Genomic DNA, 20,006 nt, shown 5'->3' on the forward strand with positions numbered 1-20,006 from the left:
GGGGACGGGTCGGGGCGCGGGGTGAGCGGGGGCCGTGCCGGACGGTCCGCCGGCGCGGCGCCCCACGGAGGTTCAGGATCGTCACCGGCCTCCCCTGGCGTGCCGGGCGAGCCGGCGCAGGGCCTCGGCGAACTCCTCGGCCACCCGGCGCACGGTCGCCGTGTCGTGGACGCCCGGCCGGTGGTGCCAGGTGAAGGCGAGCCGGCCGTGCTGCACCGCGCCCACCACCTCCACGAGGTGTGAGCCGGGGTCCCGGGGGTCGTGGTCCTGTCCGAAGGAGCCGTGTTCGGCGCGGATCAGGCCGCCGTCGGCGGTGTCGGAGCGGGCGTCCCACTGGCCGAGGTAGTTGAACACCACCTGGCTGTGCGCGCTGCCGCCGAGGCGTTCGCGGACCTCGGGGGGCCCGAAGGTGCGCAGGGCGCCGAAGCCGATGCCGTTGCCGGGTACGGCCCGCAGCTGGCGGCGCACGGACTTGACCAGGGAACGCCAGTCGCGGTCCGGGCCGAGGTCACCGGGGTCGGGCACCTGGAGGGCGACCGGGTAGACGGTGGTGAACCAGCCGACCGTGCGGGAGAGGTCGACGCCGTCGAGGAGATCCTCACGGCCGTGGCCCTCCAGGTCCAGGCGGACCCGGTCCTGGCCGGTCCAGCGGGCCAGCGCCAGGGCGAGGGCGGCGAGCAGGACGTCGTTGACCCGGGTGCGGTAGGCGGTGGGCGCGGAGCGCAGCAGGGCCTCGGTGTCCTCCTCGTCGAGTTCCACCTCCACCACGGCGGCCGGTCCGGGCCGGGCCGCCGGGGCGGGGTCCTCCGGTGCGGTCTCGGCGCGTACCGCCTGTTCCCAGTGCGGGAGTTCGTCGTCGAGGCCGCCGTCGGCGACGTACGCGGCGAGCCCGCGCGACCAGGCGCGGAAGCTGGTGCCGCGTTCCCCCAGCGTGACCGGGGCGCCCTGGAGCGCCTGCCGGTAGGCGGTCTCCAGGTCGTCGCGGAGGATGCGCCAGGAGACGGCGTCGACGACCAGGTGGTGGGCGACGAGGAGGAGGAAGACGGGCCGGTCCGGCTCGCCGGTGAACAGTGCCGCGCGCAGCTGCGGGCCGTGGGCGAGGTCGAAGCTCGCGTGGAGTTCGTCGGCGGCCTTCGCCATGGCGGCGTCTGCGTCGTCGGCGGACATCCCGGTGAGGTCGTGGTGGGTGAGGATGTCGTGGCCGGTGGCGGGCGGCGGGTTGAACTGCCGCCAGCCGTCCGCCTCCCGGGTGAACCGCATGCGCAGGGCGTCGTGGTGTTCCAGCAGCGCGTCGAGGGCGGCCCGCAGTGCCCGCGGGTCGGGGCTGCCGTCGAGTTCCAGCAGCGCCGACTGGTTGAAGTGGTGGTGGGCGGCGCGCGGACCGGTGAGGAACCAGTGCTGGATGGGGGTGAGCGGCACCTCGCCCGTCACCGGTCCCTCCCCGGGGCGCTGGGGGGCGCTGCGGACGACGGTGGCGAGTTCGGCGACGGTCTGGTGGGTGAACAGGTCGCGGGTGGCGACGTGCAGGCCGTCGCGGCGCAGCCGGGAGACGACCTGCATGCTCAGCACGGAGTCGCCGCCGAGCGCGAAGAAGTTGTCGTCGGCGCCGACCTCGTCGATGCCCAGCACGTCGGCCCAGATGCGGGCGACGCGGCGTTCGGTCTCGGTGCGGGGCGCGGTGCGCGGTCCGTCGTCGGCCCGGGCGGGCCCGGGTGCGGGCAGGGCCCGCCGGTCGGTCTTGCCGTTCGGGGTGAGCGGCAGCCGGTCGAGGGGGACGAACACGGACGGCACCATGTGCGGCGGCAGCAGCCCGCCGAGGTGCAGGCGCAGTTCGCCGAGGGGCAGCGCGGCGGACGGGTCGGTCTGGACGACGTAGGCCACGAGCCGGGCGGGGCCGCCGGGCGTGTCCGCCTCGCGTACGGTCACGACCGCGTCGCGCACCAGCGGGCTGCGGCGCAGCGCGCTCTCGATCTCGCCGGGCTCGATGCGGAAGCCGCGCAGTTTGACCTGGTCGTCGGCGCGGCCGGCGAAGCGGAGGAGTCCGTCGGCGGTCCAGCGGACCAGGTCCCCGGTGCGGTACATCCGGTCCCCCGGCGCGCCGAACGGGTCGGCGACGAACCGCTGGGCGGTCAGTCCGGGCCGGCCCCGGTAGCCGCGGGCGAGTCCGGGCCCGGCGACGTACAGCTCGCCGGTGACGCCGGGCGGGACGGGGCGCAGCGCGGCGTCGAGGACGTGGACGCGGGTGTTGCCGGCGGGGCGGCCGATGGAGGGGGCGCCGGTGCCGGGGGTCAGCGGGCCGGTCCAGGTGGCGACGACGGTGGCCTCGGTGGGGCCGTAGGAGTTGATCATCCGGCGGCCGGGTGCCCAGGTCTCCACCAGGTCGGCGGGGCAGGCCTCGGCTCCGACGATCAGGGTGCGCAGGGCGGGCAGGGCGGCGGCGGTCTCCGGTGCCACGGTGGCCAGCGCGGCCGGCGGGATCAGGGTGTGGGTGATGCGGCGCTCGGCGAGCACCTCCGCCAGCCGTTCCCCGACCAGTGGTCCCTCCTCGCCGGTGACCAGCGTGGCCCCGGCGAGCAGGGAGACGCACAGTTCCAGGACGGAGGCGTCGAAGCTGGGCGAGGCGAACTGGAGCACCCGGTCGCCGGGGCCCGCCGCGTACTGTTCGGCGGCGGACGCGGCGAAGGCGGCCAGGCCCCGGTGGGTGACCGTCACGCCCTTGGGGGTGCCGGTGGAGCCGGAGGTGTAGATGACGTAGGCGGGGTGGGCGGGGGTGAGCGCGGTGGGGCGGTCGGCGTCCGTGGGCGCGGTCCGCGGCCCGTCCGCGGCCCACACCTCGTCGGGGTCGCCGAGCACCAGGTGGGCGCCCGCGTCCCGGATCATGAACTCGCGTCGCTGGGGCGGGTAGTCGGGGTCGACGGGCAGGAAGGCACCGCCGGCCTTGGCGACGGCGAGCTGGGCCACGACCGTCGCCGCCGAGCGGGGCAGGGCCAGGGCGACGATCCGCTCCGGTCCGACGCCGTCCCGCAGCAGCCGGTGGGCGAGCCGGTTGGCCGCCCGGTCGACGTCGGCGTAGGTCAGTTCCCGGTCGCCGTCCAGCAGGGCCACCGCGTCGGGGGTGCGGGCCGCCTGCCGTTCGAACAGCTCGGGCAGGGTGGCCTCGGGCATCGGCCGGAAGGTGCCGCGGCCCTGGCCGAGCAGGACCTCCAGCTCCTCGTCACAGGCCAGTGGCAGGGCGCCCAGCGGGCGGTCGGGGTCCTCGGCGACGGCGTCCAGCAGGGTGCCGAGCTGCCTGGCCATCCGTTCGGCGGTGTCCGCGTCGAAGAGGTCGGTGTTGTAGGTGAGCAGGCCGTGCAGGCCGCCGGAGCCGGTCTCGGCGAACTCCAGGGTGAGGTCGAACGCGGCCTGCTCCGACTCGGGTTCGACGTCGGTGACGTCCAGTCCCGGCAGGTCCAGGTCGGCCGACGGGGTGTTCTGGAGGACGACCATCACCTGGAAGAGCGGGCTGCGGCTGGTGTCGCGGACCGGCTGGACCTCGTCCACGACCCGTTCGAAGGGCACGTCCTGGTGGGCGAAGGCGTCGAGGACGGTCTGTCGTACCTCGCCGAGGAAGGCGGTGAACGGCTGGTCGGCGGCGGCCCGGGACCGCAGCACCAGGGTGTTCACGAAGAACCCGACCAGGGCCTGGGTCTCGGCGCGGTCGCGGCCGGAGGTGACGGTGCCGACGGCTATGTCGTCGGTGCCGGAGAGTCGGGCCAGGTAGGCCTGGGCCGCGGCGACGAGCGTGGTGAACAGGGTGGTCCCCCGGTCCCGGGCCAGTCCGGTCAGCCGGTCGGCGGTCCGGGCGGGCACGACCAGGCGGGTGGTGGCGCCGGCGCTGGTGCGCACCGGCGGCCGGGGCCGGTCGGTGGGCAGGTCCAGCGGCGCGACGCCGGCCAGGTGCCGCTTCCAGTGGGCGAGTTGCCCGTCCGCGGCGGCGGCGCCGGCCGTGCGCTGCCAGTGCGCGTAGTCGGCGTACTGCACCGGCAGCGGCGGCAGGTCCTCCGCCACGACGCCCAGTTCGCGCCGGTAGAGGTGGGCGAGGTCGCCGAGCAGGACGGAGGTGGACCAGCCGTCGGTGACGATGTGGTGCAGGGTGAGGGTGAGGACGTGGTCGTGGCCGGCGAGGCGGACCAGCCCGGCGCGCAGCAGCGGGCCCTCCCGCAGGTCGAAGGGGCGGGAGCGTTCCCCGGCGAGCAGGGCCCGCAGCGCGGGTTCCCGTTCGCCGTCGCCGAGGTGGGACAGGTCGTGCACGGGGAGCGGGACCTCCCGGGGCGGGTGGACGCGCTGTACGCCGTGTCCGTCGACGCTGTCGAAGGTGGTGCGCAGCGACTCGTGCCGGGCGACCAGGGCGCCGAGGGCCGCGGTGAGGGCGCCGGTGTCGAGGGTGCCGTGCAGGCGCAGGGCGAGCGCGGTCACGTACTCGGCGCCGCCGGGGGCGAACTCCTCCAGGAACCAGAGGCGTTGCTGGGCGTACGACATCGGCGCGGCTCCCTGGCGGGCGGCCGGGACGATCTCCGGCCGGCCGCTGCCCCGCCGGGTGCCGAGCAGCCGGGCCAGGCCCGCGGGCGTGGGGTTGCCGAACACCGCGCGGGGGGTGAGGTCGGTGTCGAAGTCCTCGGCGAGGCGGGAGGCGAGCCGGATGGAGAGGATGGAGTCGCCGCCGAGCCGGAAGAAGTCGTCCTCGACGCCGGGCGGTTCGATGCCCAGCACCTCGCCGAAGACGTCCGCCGTGCGGCGTTCGGCCTCGGTGCGCGGCTCCACCCGCCCGGCCGGTGCCGTGGCCCGCGGGGCGGGCAGGGCCGCCCGGTCGACCTTGCCGTTGCCGCTCAGCGGGAGGGCGTCCAGCGGGACGAACGCGCCGGGGACGAGGTACTCGGGCAGGACGCGGGCGGCGAAGGCCCGCAGCTCCTCGGTGTCGCGGCCGGCCGGGCCCACGACGTAGGCCACGAGCCGCCGGGCGCCGGGCCGGTCCTCGCGGGCGAGCACGGCCACGTCCGCGACGCCGGGGTGGGCGGCGAGCGCCGCCTCGACCTCGCCGGGCTCCACCCGGAAGCCGCGGATCTTGACCTGGTCGTCGGCGCGGCCCAGGAACTCGACGGTGCCGTCCGGCCGCCGCCGGGCCAGGTCGCCCGTGCGGTACATCCGGCTTCCGGGCGGACCGCAGGGGTCGGCGAGGAAGCGGGCCGCGGTGTCGCCGGGGCGGCCCAGGTAGCCGCGGGCGACGCCCTCTCCGGCGACGTACAGCTCGCCCGCGCAGCCCGGCGGCACCGGCCGCAGCCGGGCGTCCAGGACGTGGACGCGCATGTCGTCCAGGGGGTGGCCGACGGGGACGGTGTCGGGTACCGCCGCCGGGTCGGTGAGCGGGTAGGAGGTCGCGAAGGTGGTGGTCTCGGTGGGGCCGTAGCCGTCCACGACGGTCAGGCCGGGGCAGGCGGCCAGGACCCGGCGCACGGCCGGGGCGGGGACGACGTCACCGCCGGTCCACACCTGGCGCAGTCCGCGGAAGCAGTCCGGCGCGTCCTGGGCGAGCAGCCGGAACAGGCCGGCGGTCAGCCACAGCGCGCTCAGCCCGGCACCGCCGGCCAGCCGGCGGACGAGGGCCGCGTCCACGCCGTCGCCGGGGGCCACGACCACGCGGCCGCCGTTGAGGAGGGGCGCCCACACCTCGAAGGTGGCCGCGTCGAAGGCGACCGGCGAGTGCAGCAGCACCCGGTCGGCCACCCCGCCGGCGAACCGGCTGTCGGTGGCGAACGCCGCGACGTCACGGTGGCGTACGGCTACCGCCTTGGGCCGGCCGGTGGAGCCGGAGGTGAACATCACGTACGCCAGCCGGTCGGGGTCGGCGGGCGGCGCCTGCCGCCCCGCGCCGGCCGCGGGCGCCGCCCCGGAGCGGGCGGCGGCCACGTCCTCGGCGGTGAGCCGGACGGTGGCGCCCGCCTGGGCGAGGAGGGCGCTGCGGCGCTCCTCGGGGGCGCGGGTGTCGACGGGCAGGTAGGCGCCGCCCGCCATGAGGACCGCGAGCTGGGCGACGACGAGTTCGGCGGAGCGGTCCATCAGCAGCGCCACCCGGTCCTCGGCGGCGAGTCCGGCGGCGAGGAGCCGGGCGGACAGGGCGCCGGCCCACTCGGCGAGTTCCCGGTAGCTGACCGTGCGGTCGCCGTCGGACACCGCGGTGGCGTCCGGGGCGCGGCGGGCCTGCTCGGCGAAGAGGTCCACCGGGCTGCGCGGGGCGGCCGGGCGGGCGGGGGTGTTCCAGGCGGCCAGCAGGGCGCGGTCGGCGCCGGTGAGCAGGTCGAGGTCGGCCAGGGTGGTGCCGGCTCCGTCGGCGAGGGTGGTGAGCAGGGCGGCGAAGCGGTCCGCGGCGCGTTCGGCGGTGCCGGCGTCGAACAGGGCGGGGTCGTAGGAGAGGTCGAAGCCGAGGCGGTCGGCCAGGTGGGCGCGCAGGCACCAGGGGAAGGTGGTGGCGTCGTCGGCGCGCACCTCCTCGACGCGGACGCCGGTGCGGGCCGTGGCGGCCTCGTCCACGGGGTAGTTCTCGAACACCACCATGCTGTCGAACAGCGGTTCCCCGGCCGGGATCGCGGTGCCGGCCTGGATGCGGGGCAGGGCGAGGTGGTCGAAGCGGCGGGCGTCGCTCTGCCGTTCCTGGAGGGCGCGCAGCCAGGGCAGCACGGGTCCGGACGGGACGCGGACGCGGGTCGGCACGGTGTTGATGAACATGCCGATCATGGCCTCGACGCCGGGCAGTTCGGCGGGGCGGCCGGAGACGATGGTGCCGAACACCACGTCGTCCCGGCCGCTGTAGCGGGCCAGCAGCAGCGCCCAGGCGCCCTCGATCACGGTGTTGACGGTGAGTCCGGCACGGGCGGCACTCTCCCGCAGCCGCCGCGAGACACCGGTGTCCAGCTCGTGGTGGACGGCCGCCGCGGACCGAGCCCGGTGGGCCTCGGCGGGCGTGCGGTCGTACGGCAGCGGGGTGCGGGCGGTGAACCCGGCCAGCGCGTCCGCCCAGTGCCGTTCGGCGGCCGCCTCGTCCTGCTCGCCCAGCCAGTGCAGGAAGTCGGCGAACGGCCGCCGTACCGGGGGCGGTGTGTGCGGGCCGCCGGTCAGCTCGGCGTAGCGCGCGCAGACCTCGGTGAGCAGTTGTCCGGTGCTCCAGCCGTCGAGGACGATGTGGTGGGTGGACCACAGCAGCAGCACCTCGTCGCCGGGCAGGGCGGCCAGGGTGAGGCGGGTCAGCGGGGCGGCGGTGAGGTCCATGCCCGCCGCCCGGTCCTCGGCGAGGAGCCGCTCGGTGGCCTCGGCGCGCTGTCCGGGGGTGAGGGTGCGCCAGTCGAGGTGGGTGACGGGCAGTTCGGCGTGCCGGTGGACGATCTGGACGGGGTGGGGCAGGCCCTGCCAGTGGACGCTCGTGCGCAGCGCCGGGGTGCGGTCGGTGACCTGCTGCCAGGCGGTGGCGAAGGCGCCGGGGTCGGCCACGCCGGACAGGCGTACGGCCGTGCGGTCGAAGTAGGCGTGCTCGGTGTCGACGAGGCCGTGGAAGAGCATGCCGGACTGGAGCGGGGTGAGCGGCAGGACGTCCTCGACGTGCCGTCCGTCGCCGACGAGCCGGTCCAGCCGGTCCTGGGTGAGGCCGGCGAGGGGGAAGTCGGAGGGGGTGCGGCCGCCGGCGCCGGGGCGGGCGCAGTGCGCGACGAGGTCGCGCAGGGCGGCGGCGGTCTCCTCGGCGAGCCCGTCGACGGTGGCCCGGTCGTAGATCTCCGCCGGGTAGGTCCAGCCCAGTTCGAGGCGGCCCTCCTGGACGACTCCGGTGATGTCCAGGAGGTAGGGGCGGGGCTCGTCGGGGTCGGTGTCCCGGCCGGCCGGCGGCAGGGAGCCGCGGATCAGGCCGTCGGCGGTGGCGGTGCCGGTGTCCCACTGGCCGTGGTAGTTGAAGCCGACCAGCGGGGCGGGGGCGGAGGCGAGCGGGCTGTCGGGCCGCAGGTGGCGCAGGGCGCCGTGGCTCAGGCCGTGCAGCGGTACCGCGCGCAGCTGCTCCTTGACGGAGCGGAGGGTGTCGTGCCAGCCGGCGTCGGGGTCGACGCGCAGGGCGAGGGGGAACTCGGCGGTGAACCAGCCGACGGTGCGTGACAGGTCGACGTCCTCGAACAGGTCCTCGCGGCCGTGGCCCTCGACGCCGAGCAGCACGGTGTCGCGCCCGCACCAGCGGGCCAGGGTGCGGCCGAGGGCGCTGAGCAGGACGTCGTTGACCTGGGTGCGGTAGACCTCGGGGACCTGCCGCAGCAGGGCGTCGGTGGTGGCCGCGTCCAGGGTGACGGTGACGGTGGCGGCGGTGCCGTGGGTGTTGGCGCCGGGCCGTCCGGCGGGGAGCCCGGCCGGGGCGGCGCCGGCGGCCGTCCAGTGGGGCAGGTCCGCGTCCAGGCCGCCGGAGCGGGTGTGCCGCTCCAGGCGGGTGGCCCAGTGGCCGTAGGAGGTGCCCGGGGCGGGCAGTGCGATCGGCTGGCCGGCCGCGGCGGCCCGGTGGGCGGCCTCCAGGTCCGCCAGCAGGATGCGCCAGGAGACGCCGTCGATGACCAGGTGGTGGGCGGTGAGGACGAGTTGCGCCGGCCGGTGCGGGCCGAGGTCGAGGAGCAGGACACGCACGACCCGGCCCGCGGCGGGGTCGAGGGCGGCCTGCGCCTCGTCCGTGAGCCGCTGTGCCTCCGCCTCCGCCGCCCCGTCGTCCAGGCCGGCCAGGTCGTGCCGGGTGAAGACGGCGTCCGGTGCCTCGTCCAGCACCTCCTGGCGCCAGCCGTCGGCGGTGCGGCCGAACCGCGTCCGCAGGGCCGCGTGGTGGCGGACGAGGGCGTCGGCGGCCTGCCGCACCGGCTCGGCGTCGGTGTCCGGGGCGAGGGCGAGGCGCTGGGTCATGGTGAAGCGCAGCCGCTGCCCGGGGTTGCGCCCGTCCAGGTACCAGTGCTGGATGGGGGTGAGCGGCGCCTGGGCCGGGGTGTCCTCGGCGGTTGCCGCGGGTGGCGCCGACTCGCCGGTGCGCAGGGCGAGTTCGACGATCGTCTGGTGGCGGAAGACGTCCTTGGTGGTGAGGGCGAGGCCGGCCTGCCGGGCGCGGGAGACGATCTGGATGCTGAGGATGGAGTCGCCGCCGAGCGCGAAGAAGTTGTCCCGGGTGCCGACCCGTTCGACGCCGAGGACCTCGGCCCAGATCGCCGCGAGACGCTCCTCGGTCGCGGTGCCAGGGGCGGTGTACGGGGTGGCGCTGTCGGGCTGCGCGGGCGGGGCGGGCAGGGCACGCCGGTCGGTCTTGCCGCTGGTGGTGCGCGGGATGCCGGCGAGCGTGACGAACGCGGCGGGCACCATGTGGTCGGGCAAGGTACGGCGCAGGGCGACCCGCAGGGCGTCGGCGGAGGGGGTCCGGCCGGCGGCGGGCACCACGTAGGCGACCAGCATGAGCCGGCCGGCGTGCTCGCGGGCGGTCACCGCCGCGTCGGTGACGTCGGGGTGGCCGAGGAGCGCGGCCTCCACCTCGCCGGGTTCGATGCGGAACCCGCGGATCTTGACCTGTTCGTCGACGCGTCCGAGGAACTCCAGCAGGCCGTCCCCGTCCCAGCGGGCCCGGTCCCCGGTGCGGTACATGCGCTCGCCCGGCGCGCCGAACGGGTCGGCGAGGAAGCGGGCGGCGGTCAGTCCGGGCCGGCCGAGGTAGCCGCGGGCCACCTGCGCCCCGGCGAGGTACAGCTCGCCGGGGGTCCCGGGCGGCACCGGGCGCAGCGCGCCGTCGAGGACGTACGCCCGCAGGTTGCCGCCGGGACGGCCGAGGACCGGGCGGCCGGGCCGGTCGGCGCAGCGGCCGTAGACGGCGTCGACGGTGCACTCGGTGGGCCCGTACATGTTGTACACGGCCACGCCCAGCTCGCGTTCGGCGCGCACGAGGTCCTGCCAGGCGTCCGTGGTGACGGCCTCGCCGCCGACGAGCAGCAGCCGCGGGTGGTGGCGGCCGGGGGCGAGCAGGCCGGCGGAGGTCAGCTCGCGGAGGAAGGAGGGGGTGACGTTGACCAGGTCGATGCGGTGGGCGGCGACCTGGGCGCAGAACGCCTCCGGGTCCAGGCGCACGTCCTCGTCGACGAGGTGCACCTCGTGGCCGAGGGCGAGGAGCAGCGGTCCTTCCCAGGAGGTGTCGAAGGAGAAGGAGGCGCTGAGCGCGGCCCGCAGCCGCCGTCCGCCGGCGGTGTGCGGGGCGAGCAGGTGCTCGCGGTGGTCGTGGCAGAGGTTGGCCAGCTGCCGGTGTTCGACGGCGACGCCCTTGGGGCGGCCGGTGGAGCCGGAGGTGTGGATGATGTAGGCGGTGTGTCCGGGCAGCAGCGGCCGGACCCGGTCGGTGTCGGCCGGGTCGTGGGCGGGCAGCCGGTCCCAGTCCACCGCGTCGAGGCCGGTGAGCACGGTGTGCGGCCGGACGTCGTCGAGGAGGAACGCGACGCGGTCCTCGGGCAGCGCGGGGTCCAGGCAGACCAGGGTGGCGCCCGCCTTGAGGACCGCGAGGACCGCCACGACCAGGTCGGAGGTGCGCGGCAGGCGCACCGCGACGACGTCCTCGGGGCCGGCGCCGCCCGCGACGAGGTGGTGGGCGAGCCGGTTGGCCCGCCGGTTCAGGGCGGCGAAATCCAGGGTGGCGTCCCGCGCCACCAGGGCGGTGTCGTGCGGGGTGCGGGCGGCCTGCGCCTCGAAGAGGGCCGGGAAGGTGGTCTCCGGCTCGGACAGGAGGGCGCCCGTGCCGTGGCGGAGCACCTGCCCCCGCTCCTCGTCGGTCATCAGCGGCAGGGCGCCCACGGCCCGCCCGGGGTCCTCGGCGGCGGCCTCCAGCAGGATCCGCAGCCGGCCGGCGAGCCGCTCGGCGGTGCCGGCGTCGAAGAGCCCGGTGTTGTACTCCAGGTAGCCGGTGAGGCCGTCGTCACCCTCCACGAAGTCGAAGGCGAGGTCGAAGGTGGCGTTGCGGACCGGCGGGGTCACCGGTTCCACCGTGAGGCCGGGCAGCCGGGGTGTCTCGGCGCCCAGGTTGTGCAGCGCGACCATCACCTGGAACAACGGGGTGCGGCTGGTGTCGCGTTCGGGCTGGAGGGCGTCCACCACCCGCTCGAAGGGGACGTCCTGGTGGGCGAAGGCCTCCAGCACGGTGGCGCGCACCTCGGTGAGCAGCTCCCGGAACGACAGGTCGGGGCGGACCCGGGCGCGCAGCACGAGGGTGTTGACGAACATGCCGACCACGTCGTGCAGTTCGGGACGCTCACGGCCGGCGGTGACGGTGCCGACGGTGACGTCCTCCTGGCCGGCCCAGCGGGCGAGCAGCACCTGGCAGGCCGCCACCAGGGTCATGTAGAGGGTGGCGTCGGCCTCGCGGCCGCGTGCGCGGAGCCGCCCGGTCAGCGCGGCGGGCAGGGTGAAGGTCACCAGGGCGCCGTCGCGGGTGCGGACGGCCGGACGGGGCCGGTCGGTGGGCAGTTCCAGCGGCGTCACGCCGCCCAGGGCCCGGCGCCAGTGCGCGAGGTCGGCGTCGGCCCGGTCGGTGCGTCCGCGCTGCCAGGCGGCGTAGTCGGTGTAGCGGACGGGCAGTTCGGGCAGGTCGGGGCGGCGGCCGTCCAGGGCGGCGGCGTACAGCTCGCCCAGGTCGCGGCCGAGGACGCCGACGGACCAGCCGTCGGTGGCGATGTGGTGCACGGCGAGGACGAGGACGTGCTCGTCGGCGGTGAGCCGGGCCAGGCGGGCGCGCAGCAGCGGTCCGGTGGCCAGGTCGAAGGGGGTGGCGGCCTCGTGCTCGACGAGGGCGTCCAGGGCGGCGGGGTCCGCGAGGTCCTCCACGGTGAGCCCGACGGGCCGCGGCGGGTGGACGACCTGCCGTGCCTGGCCGTCGTGTTCGGCGAAGGTGGTGCGCAGGGTCCCGTGCCGGGCGACCAGGCCGTCCAGGGCGGTGCCCAGCGCGGCGGTGTCCAGCGGGCCGCGCAGGCGCAGCACGGACAGGGTGGTGTACTCGGTGCTGCCCGGCTCGAACCGGTCGAGGAACCACAGCCGTTGCTGGGCGTACGACAGCGGGGCGGGGGTGTCCGTGCCGCTGGCGGGGACCGCGTCGTCGGTGCCGTCGGTGCCGGGGGTGTCCAGGGCCGCGGCGAGGGCGGACAGCGTGGGGTGGGTGAACAGCAGCCGGGGTGAGACGTCGGTGCCGAACGCGGCCCGCAGCCGGGAGGTGACGCGGACGGCGAGGATGGAGTCGCCGCCGAGGGCGAAGAAGTCGTCGTCGGCGCCGACCTCGCCGGTGTCCAGGACGTCGGTCCAGGCGGCGGCGACCAGCCGTTCGGCGTGGGTGCGCGGCGCGGTCCGCGCGGCGCCGGCGGCGAAGCCGTCGGGGCCGGGGGCGGGCAGGGCGCGCCGGTCGAGCTTGCCGTTGACGGTGAGCGGCAGGGCGGGCATCGGCACGTAGGCCGCGGGCACCATGTGGGCGGGCAGCAACCGTTCCAGGTGGGCACGGAGTTCGGTGGCGGCGGGGGGCGGCACGGTGCGGTCGCCGGTGCCGGTGCCGACGACGTGGGCCACCAGCCGGCGTGTCCCGGCGGTGTCCTCGTACACGCCGACGGTCGCCGCGCCCACGCCCGGGTGGGCGTGCAGGGCGGCCTCGATCTCGCCGGGTTCGATGCGGTAGCCGCGGATCTTGACCTGCTGGTCGGCGCGGCCCAGGTACTCCAGGGTGCCGTCGGCGCGCCGGCGGGCCCGGTCCCCGGTGCGGTACATGCGGGTGCCGGGCCGCCCGAACGGGTCGGCGGGGAACCGGGCCGCGGTGAGGCCGGGCCGGTTCAGGTAGCCGCGCGCCAGGCCCTCGCCGGCGACGAACAGCTCCCCCACCGCGCCGGGCGGTACGGGGTTCATGGTGTCGTCGAGGACGTGGACCCGCAGGTCGGGGATGCCGGTGCCGATCGGGCTCGCGGTACCGCCGCGGGCGCATCCGCGGTCCAGGGCCGCGTAGGTGACGTGCACGGTGGTCTCGGTGATGCCGTACATGTTGACCAGGCGCGGCTCGGTGTCCGGGTGGCGGGTGTACCAGTCGGCGAGGCGGGTCACGTCCAGCGCCTCGCCGCCGAATATGACCGTGCGCAGCGCCAGCCGGTCGCCGGTGGCGGGGAGTTCGGCGTCCGCGCGGATCAGCGGGTAGAACGCGGAGGGGGTCTGGTTGAGGACGGTGACCTGTTCGTCGGCGAGCAGCCGCAGGAAGTCCTCGGGGGAGCGCGCGATGTCCTCGGGGACGACGACGAGCCGGCCGCCGTGCAGCAGCGGGCCCCACAGCTCCCACACGGAGAAGTCGAAGGCGTAGGAGTGGAACAGGGTCCACACGTCGTCGGGTCCGAAGCCGAACCACTGCCGGGTGTGGGAGAACAGCCGGACCACGTTGGCGTGCGGGACGACGACGCCCTTGGGGCGGCCGGTGGAGCCGGAGGTGTAGATGGCGTAGGCGGGGCTGTCGGGCAGCGGGCGGCGGGCCGGGTCGTCGGGGGCGGTGGCCGGGCGCCGGGCCAGGTCCTCCCGTACGGCGGGGTCGTCGAGCGCAAGGACGGGCACACCGGTTCCGGCGTCGGCCGGGCCGGTGGTGACCAGGGCCACCGGGCGGGCGTCGGCGAGGATGCCCCGGACGCGTTCCGCGGGCAGCGCCGGGTCGACGGGCAGGTAGGCGGCGCCGGCCTTCAGCACGGCGAGGACGGCCACCACCAGGTCGGTGGAGCGCGGCAGGGCGAGCGCCACGAACTTCTCGGGTCCGGCGCCGAGTTCGGTGAGCCGGTGGGCGAGACGGTTGGCGCGGGCGTCCAGGGTGGCGTAGTCGAGGCGGTCGTCGCCGCAGCCGACGGCCTCGGCGTGCGGGGTACGGGCGGCCTGGGCCGCGAACAGGGCGGGCAGGGTCTCCTCGGGCCGGCCCTCGGCGGTGCCGTTCCACTCGGTGAGCAGCCGGTGCCGTTCCCCGGCCGTGGTCCAGGCGAGGGCGCGCAGCGGGCGGTCGGGGTCGTCGGCGAGTTCGGTGAGGAGCAGGCACAGCCGGTCGGCGAGCGCCCGGACGGTCGCGGCGTCGAACAGTTGCGGGTCGTAGGCGAGGTCGAAGCCGAACCGCTCGCCCTGGTAGGCCCGCAGCACCAGGGGGTAGTTGGTGGCGTCCCGGGAGGAGACGTCCGTCAGGCGGATCCCGGAGCCGGCCGCGCCCGTGTCGTCGAAGGGGTAGTTCTCGAAGGCGATCATGCTGTCGAACAGCGGGCTGCCGGCGGGCACGTCGCTCAGGGCGGTCAGCTCGGCGAGGGACACCGCGGCGAACCGCCGCGCCTCGGCCTGCGCCTCCTGGAGTTCCCGGAGCCAGGCGGCGGCGGTACGTCCGCCGTCCACCCGGACGCGGGTGGGCAGGGTGTTGATGAACATGCCGACCATCGACTCGACGCCGGGCAGGTCGTCGGGGCGGCCGGAGACGGTGGTGCCGAACAGCACGTCGGGTTCGGCGCTGTAGCGGGACAGCAGCAGCGCCCAGGCGCCCTGCACCACGGTGCCGAGGGTGAGTCCGGCGGACCGGGCGGTGCGGGCCAGCCGTGCGGAGACGTCCTCGGACAGCCCGGCGGTGTGCACGTCGGCGGAGCGGGTCTCGTGCCCCGGGCGCCGGACGCGGTCGGCGGGCAGCGGGGTGGGGGTGGCGAAGCCGTCGAGGACGGTCCGCCAGTGCGCGTGCGCGGCGTCGGTGTCCTGCCCGGCCAGCCAGCGCACGTAGTCGCCGAACGGCCGCCGTACCGGGGGCCGCGGCTCGGTGCCGGCGGTGAGGGCCGCGTACTCCTCGAACACCTCGGTGAGCACCTGGGCGAGGCTCCAGCCGTCCAGGATCAGGTGGTGGGAGGTCCACAGCAGGTGCAGCCGGGCGTCGGGCAGCCGGACCAACGTCAGCCGCATCAGGGGCGCGGCGTCGAGGTCGAGGCCGCGCGCGAGGTCGTCGGCGCGGAGCCGGTCGAGCCGGTCGGCCCGCTCCGCCGCGTCCACGTCCCGCCAGTCGTACCGCTCCACCGGTACGGTGACGCGGCGGTGCACGACCTGGAGCGGTGCCGGCACACCCTCCCAGACCACGCTGGTGCGCAGGGCGGGGGTGCGGTCGGTGACCCGCTGCCAGGCCACGGCGAGGGCGTCCGGGTCGCCGACGCCCTCCAGCAGCAGCGCGGCCTGGTCGACGTACACGTCGTCCGGTCCGCCGACGAGCCGGTGGAAGAGCATGCCCTCCTGGAGCGGGGTGAGCGGCAGCAGGTCCTCCACGTCCCGGCCGTCGCCGGCGAGCCGGTCCACACCGGCCTGGTCCAGGTGGGCGAGCGGGAAGTCGGACGGGGTGCGGCCGCCCGCGCCGGGGCGGGCGCAGTGTTCGGCGATGGCGGCGAGCGCGTCCGCCATGTCGTCGGCCAGCTGCTGGACGGTGCCGGCCCGGTGCACCTGGTCGCTGTAGTGCCAGGTGATCTCCAGCTCGCCGTCGGAGACCACGGCGGAGACGTCCAACAGGTGGTCGAGGGGCCGGGTGGGGTCCACGTCCCGGCCGGGCACGCCGGCGGCGGGCGCGAAGTCCCGTCCGGGGGCAGCCTCCCACTGGCCGTGGTAGGTGAAGCAGACGGCGGGCAGCGGGAGTTCGCCGAGGGCGCGGGCCTCCGGCCGGGGTGAGCCGAGGTGGCCGAGCGCCTGGTAGGTCAGCCCGCGCCGGGGTACGGCCCGCAACCGCTCCTTGACGGCCTTGAGGGTGGCGCCCCAGTCGCCGGGGCCCGCCGGGGTGAGGGTCACCGGGTACTGGGTGGTGAACCAGCCGACCGTGCGGGACAGGTCGACGCCCTCGGCCAGGTCCTCCTCGCGTCCGTGGCCCTCCAGGGCGACGGTGACCCGGTCGGTGCCCGTCCAGTCGGCGAGGACCCGGCCCAGCGCGCTCAGCAGCACGTCGTTGACCTGGGTGCGGTACACGCCCGGCACGCGGCGCAGCAGGGCGTCGGTGGTGGCGCGGTCGACGCGGGTGCGCACGGTGCGTACCGAGCCGGCGAACGGGGTGCCGGGGAGGTCGACGGGCAGCTCGGCGCGGGGCTGAGCGGCCTCCTCGGTCCAGTACGGCAGGTCGTCGTCCAGGTCGCCGGCCCGGACCCGGTCGGCGAGCCGGCGTGCCCAGTCGGTGAACGGCGTGTGCTCGGGTTCGAGCCGGGGCTCCTCCCCCGCCGCGGCCTGCCGGTAGGCCGCCTCCAGGTCGGCGAGCAGCACCCGCCAGGAGACGCTGTCCACCGCCAGGTGGTGGGCGGTGAGGAACAGCTGGGGGCGGTCGCCGCCGGTCAGCAGGGCGGCGCGCACGAGGGCGCCGGTGGCCGGGTCCAGGGCGGCGCGGGCGGCGTCGGCGGCCTCGGCGGGCGGGGTCGCGGGGGCGGGGCGGGTCAGCAGCGCGGTGCCCGAGCCGGTGCCGGGGTGCTGCCGCCAGGTCCGCTCCGTGCGGGTGAAGCGGGCGCGCAGCGCCGGGTGGTGGGCCACGACGGCTTCCAGCGCCCGTTCCAGGGCGTCCGGGTCGAGGTCGCGGGGCAGGTCGAGCAGCATCGACATGCTGAAGTGCCGCAGCGGGCCGTGGGTGGCGAGGAACCACTCCTGGACGGGGGTGAGCGGGGCGGGCCCGTCCTCGTGCGGGCGCCGGGGCGCGGGCACGGGGGCGGTGCGGTGGGACGCGGCGGCGGCCAGGTCGGCGACGGTCTGGTGGCGGAAGACGTCCTGGGAGCCGATCCGCAGGCCCGCGGCGCGGGCCCGGGCGACGGCCTGGATGCTGAGGATCGAGTCGCCGCCCAGCTCGAAGAAGTTGTCCGTGACGCCGACCCGGGGCACGCCGAGCACCTCGGCCCAGATCCCGGCCAGCGTCTCCTCGTCCGGGGTGCGGGGGGCGGCGAACTCGCGGCGGCCCTCGGTGGGCGCGGGGGCGGGCAGGGCGCGGCGGTCCAGCTTGCCGCTGGTGGTCAGCGGCAGCGCGTCGAGCGGGGTGAAGGAGGACGGCACAAGCGGGTCCGGCAGGGTACGGCGCAGGGCCGCCCGCAGGTCGGCGGTGACGGGCCGGGGCGCGCCGGGCGCGGGGACGACGTAGGCGGCGAGGCGGGTGTGGCCGTGCGCGTCGGGCGCGGCGACGACCGCGGCGGCGCCGATGCCGGGCAGGGCGAGCAGGGCGGCCTCGATCTCGCCGGGCTCGATCCGGTGGCCGCGCACCTTCACCTGGTCGTCGGCGCGGCCGAGGTAGTCCAGGCGGCCGTCGGCGGTCCAGCGGGCCAGGTCGCCGGTGCGGTACATGCGGGTGCCGGGCGGGCCGTAGGGGTCGGCGGGGAAGCGGGCCGCGGTGAGGCCGGGGCGGCCGGTGTAGCCGCGGGCCAGCTGGTCACCGGCGAGGTACAGCTCGCCGCCGACGCCGGGCGGCACCGGCTGGAGCCGGTCGTCCAGGACGTAGGCGCGGACGCCGGGCAGGGGGCGGCCCACGAGCGGGCGGTCGCCGCCGTCGATGCGGCAGGACAGGGCGTCGACCGTGCACTCGGTGGGGCCGTAGAAGTTGTGGGCCCGCACGTCCGGGTGGGCGGCCAGCTCGCGCCACAGGGCCGGGCCGACGGCCTCGCCGCCGAGCATGAGGACGCGGGGGTGGTGCCGGGGGTCGGTGAGCAGTCCGGCGGGCAGCAGCTGCCGCAGGTAGGACGGGGTGACGTCGAGGAAGTCGACGCGGTGTTCGACCACGTACTCGACCAGGGCGGCCGGGTCCATCCGGGTGACCTCGTCGACGAGGTGCAGCGGATGGCCGTCGGCCATCAGCAGCACACCCTCCAAGGAGGTGTCGAAGGAGAAGGACGCGGTGAGCGCCACCCGCAGCGGGCCGCCGCCGGCGTCGGCGACGAAGCCGTCGCGGTGGGCGGCGAGCAGGCGCACGGCCGAGCGGTGGGAGACGGCGACGCCCTTGGGGCGGCCGGTGGAGCCGGAGGTGTGGATGACGTAGGCGGTGTTCAGCGGGTGCAGCGGGGCGCGCCGGTCGGCGTCGGTGGGGTCGGTGTCCGGGGCGGTCGCGGGCACCGCGCGCAGCGCGGCCTCGTCCAGGACCAGGGCGGGGCTGGTGTCGTCCAGGAGGTAGCGGACGCGTTCCTCGGGCAGGGCCGGGTCCAGCGGCAGGTAGCCGGCGCCGGACTTCCAGGTCGCGAGGATCCCCACGATCATGTCGGCGGTGCGCGGCAGCCGCAGCGCGACCAGTCGTTCGGGGCCGGCGCCGAGGGCGATGAGGTGGTGGGCGAGCCGGTTGGCGCGGGCGTTGAGGTCGGCGTAGCCGAGCCGTTCGCCGCCGGCGACGAGGGCGAGGGCGTCGGGGGTGCGGGCGGCGCGCCGCTCGAAGAGGGCGGGGTAGGTGGTGTCGTCCACCGGCGGCGCGGCGGGGTTCCAGTCGTGGAGGACCTGGCGGGTCTCCGCCCCGGACAGCAGGGGCAGGCTGCCCAGGGGCCGGTCGGGGGCGTCGGTGGCGCCCGCCAGGAGGCGCAGCAGCTGTCCGGTCATGCGCTCGGCGGTGGCCGCGTCGAACAGGTCGGTGCGGTACTCCAGCAGACCGGTCAGGTGGTCGCCGTCGGGGACGAACTCCACGCTCAGGTCGAAGGTGGCCGCCTGCCGGGGCACGGTGACCGGTTCGGTGGCGAGGCCCTGCGGGGCGGTCGCGGCGGGCGGGTCGGGGTGCAGCAGGACGAGCACGTCGAACAGCGGGTTGCGGCCCGCCTCACGGGGTGCGCCCACCGCTTCCACGATCCGCTCGAACGGCGTGTCGCCGTGCGCGAACGCGCCGTTGACCGTGTCGGCCGCCTCCGTGAGCAGGGAGCGGAAGGTGGCGGAGGGGTCCACGGTGGTGCGCAGCACGACCGTGTTCACGAAGAAGCCGACGGTCCGTTCCAGGTCGGTGCGGGACCGGCCGGGGGTGAGGGAGCCGACGGTGATGTCGTCCTGGCCGGACCAGCGGGCCAGCAGGGCCTGGGTGGCGGCGACCAAGGTGGTGTGCAGGGTGGTGCGGTGGTCGCGGGCGAGGTCGCGCAGCCGGGCCGTGAGACGGGCGGGGACGGTGAAGGTGTGGACGGCGCCCGCGCCCGCCTCCTCGCCGCGCCGCGGCCGGTCCAGGGGCAGCTCGGGGGCGACCGCGCCGGCCAGCCGGTCCTTCCAGTACGCCAGGTGCTTCTCCAGACGGGGTCCGGAGAGCTGCTCGCGCTGCCACACCGCGAAGTCCGGGTACTGGGTGGCGACCGGGGGCAGGCCGGGTTCGGCGCCCCGGGCCAGGGCGTCGTAGGTGGTGCAGAGTTCGTCCAGGACCAGGCCCATCGACCAGCCGTCGGTGACGATGTGGTGGGCCGTCAGCAGCAGCACGTGGGAGGTGGCGGACTCGCGCAGCAACAGCGCCCGCAGCAGGGGGCCCCGCCGCAGGTCGAAGGGGCGGGAGTACTCGGCCCGCAGGTCCGCGTCCAGGTCACCGGTGTCGTGGACCGGCAGCGGCACCGGGCCCGCCGGGTGCACGGTCTGCGCGGGTCGGCCGTCGGTCTCGGTGAACGTGGTGCGCAGCGCCTCGTGCCGGGCCACCACGGCGGTCAGCGCCGCACGCAGCGCGTCGTGGTCGGGGGTGCCGGTGAGGCGGACGGCGACCGCGCTGTTGTAGCGCGCGTCACCCGGGCGCAGGCGGTCCAGGAACCACAGGCGTTGCTGGGCGAAGGACAGCGGCAGCGGCCGGTCCCGGCGGGCGCGCGGGACGCCCTGCCGGGCGGCGCCGGGGGCCGCGGCCCCGGCCCGTCCGGCGAGGCGTCGGCGCAGCGCCTCCCTGAGGTCGGCGGGGAGGGCCTCGGCGCGGTCCTGCCGGGCGGACGCCGGGGTGCCGGGGCGGTTGTCGGGGCTGGACGGGGTCGAAGACGTCATGGTCGTCGGAT

General features: G+C 76.6%; 1 protein-coding gene. It reads right to left on the reverse strand.

Going from position 1 to position 20,006, the window contains the following annotated elements; translation table 11 throughout:
• Window positions 1–81: 81 nt before the first annotated feature.
• Window positions 82–19,995, reverse strand: coding sequence for a non-ribosomal peptide synthase/polyketide synthase (locus ACIQVT_RS04155; RefSeq protein WP_403747129.1), 19,914 nt, complete (start codon window positions 19,993–19,995; stop codon window positions 82–84).
• Between the last annotated feature and the right edge of the window lie 11 nt (window positions 19,996–20,006).

The organism is Streptomyces sp. NPDC100445 (assembly GCF_044759735.1).
GTDB lineage: Bacteria > Actinomycetota > Actinomycetes > Streptomycetales > Streptomycetaceae > Streptomyces.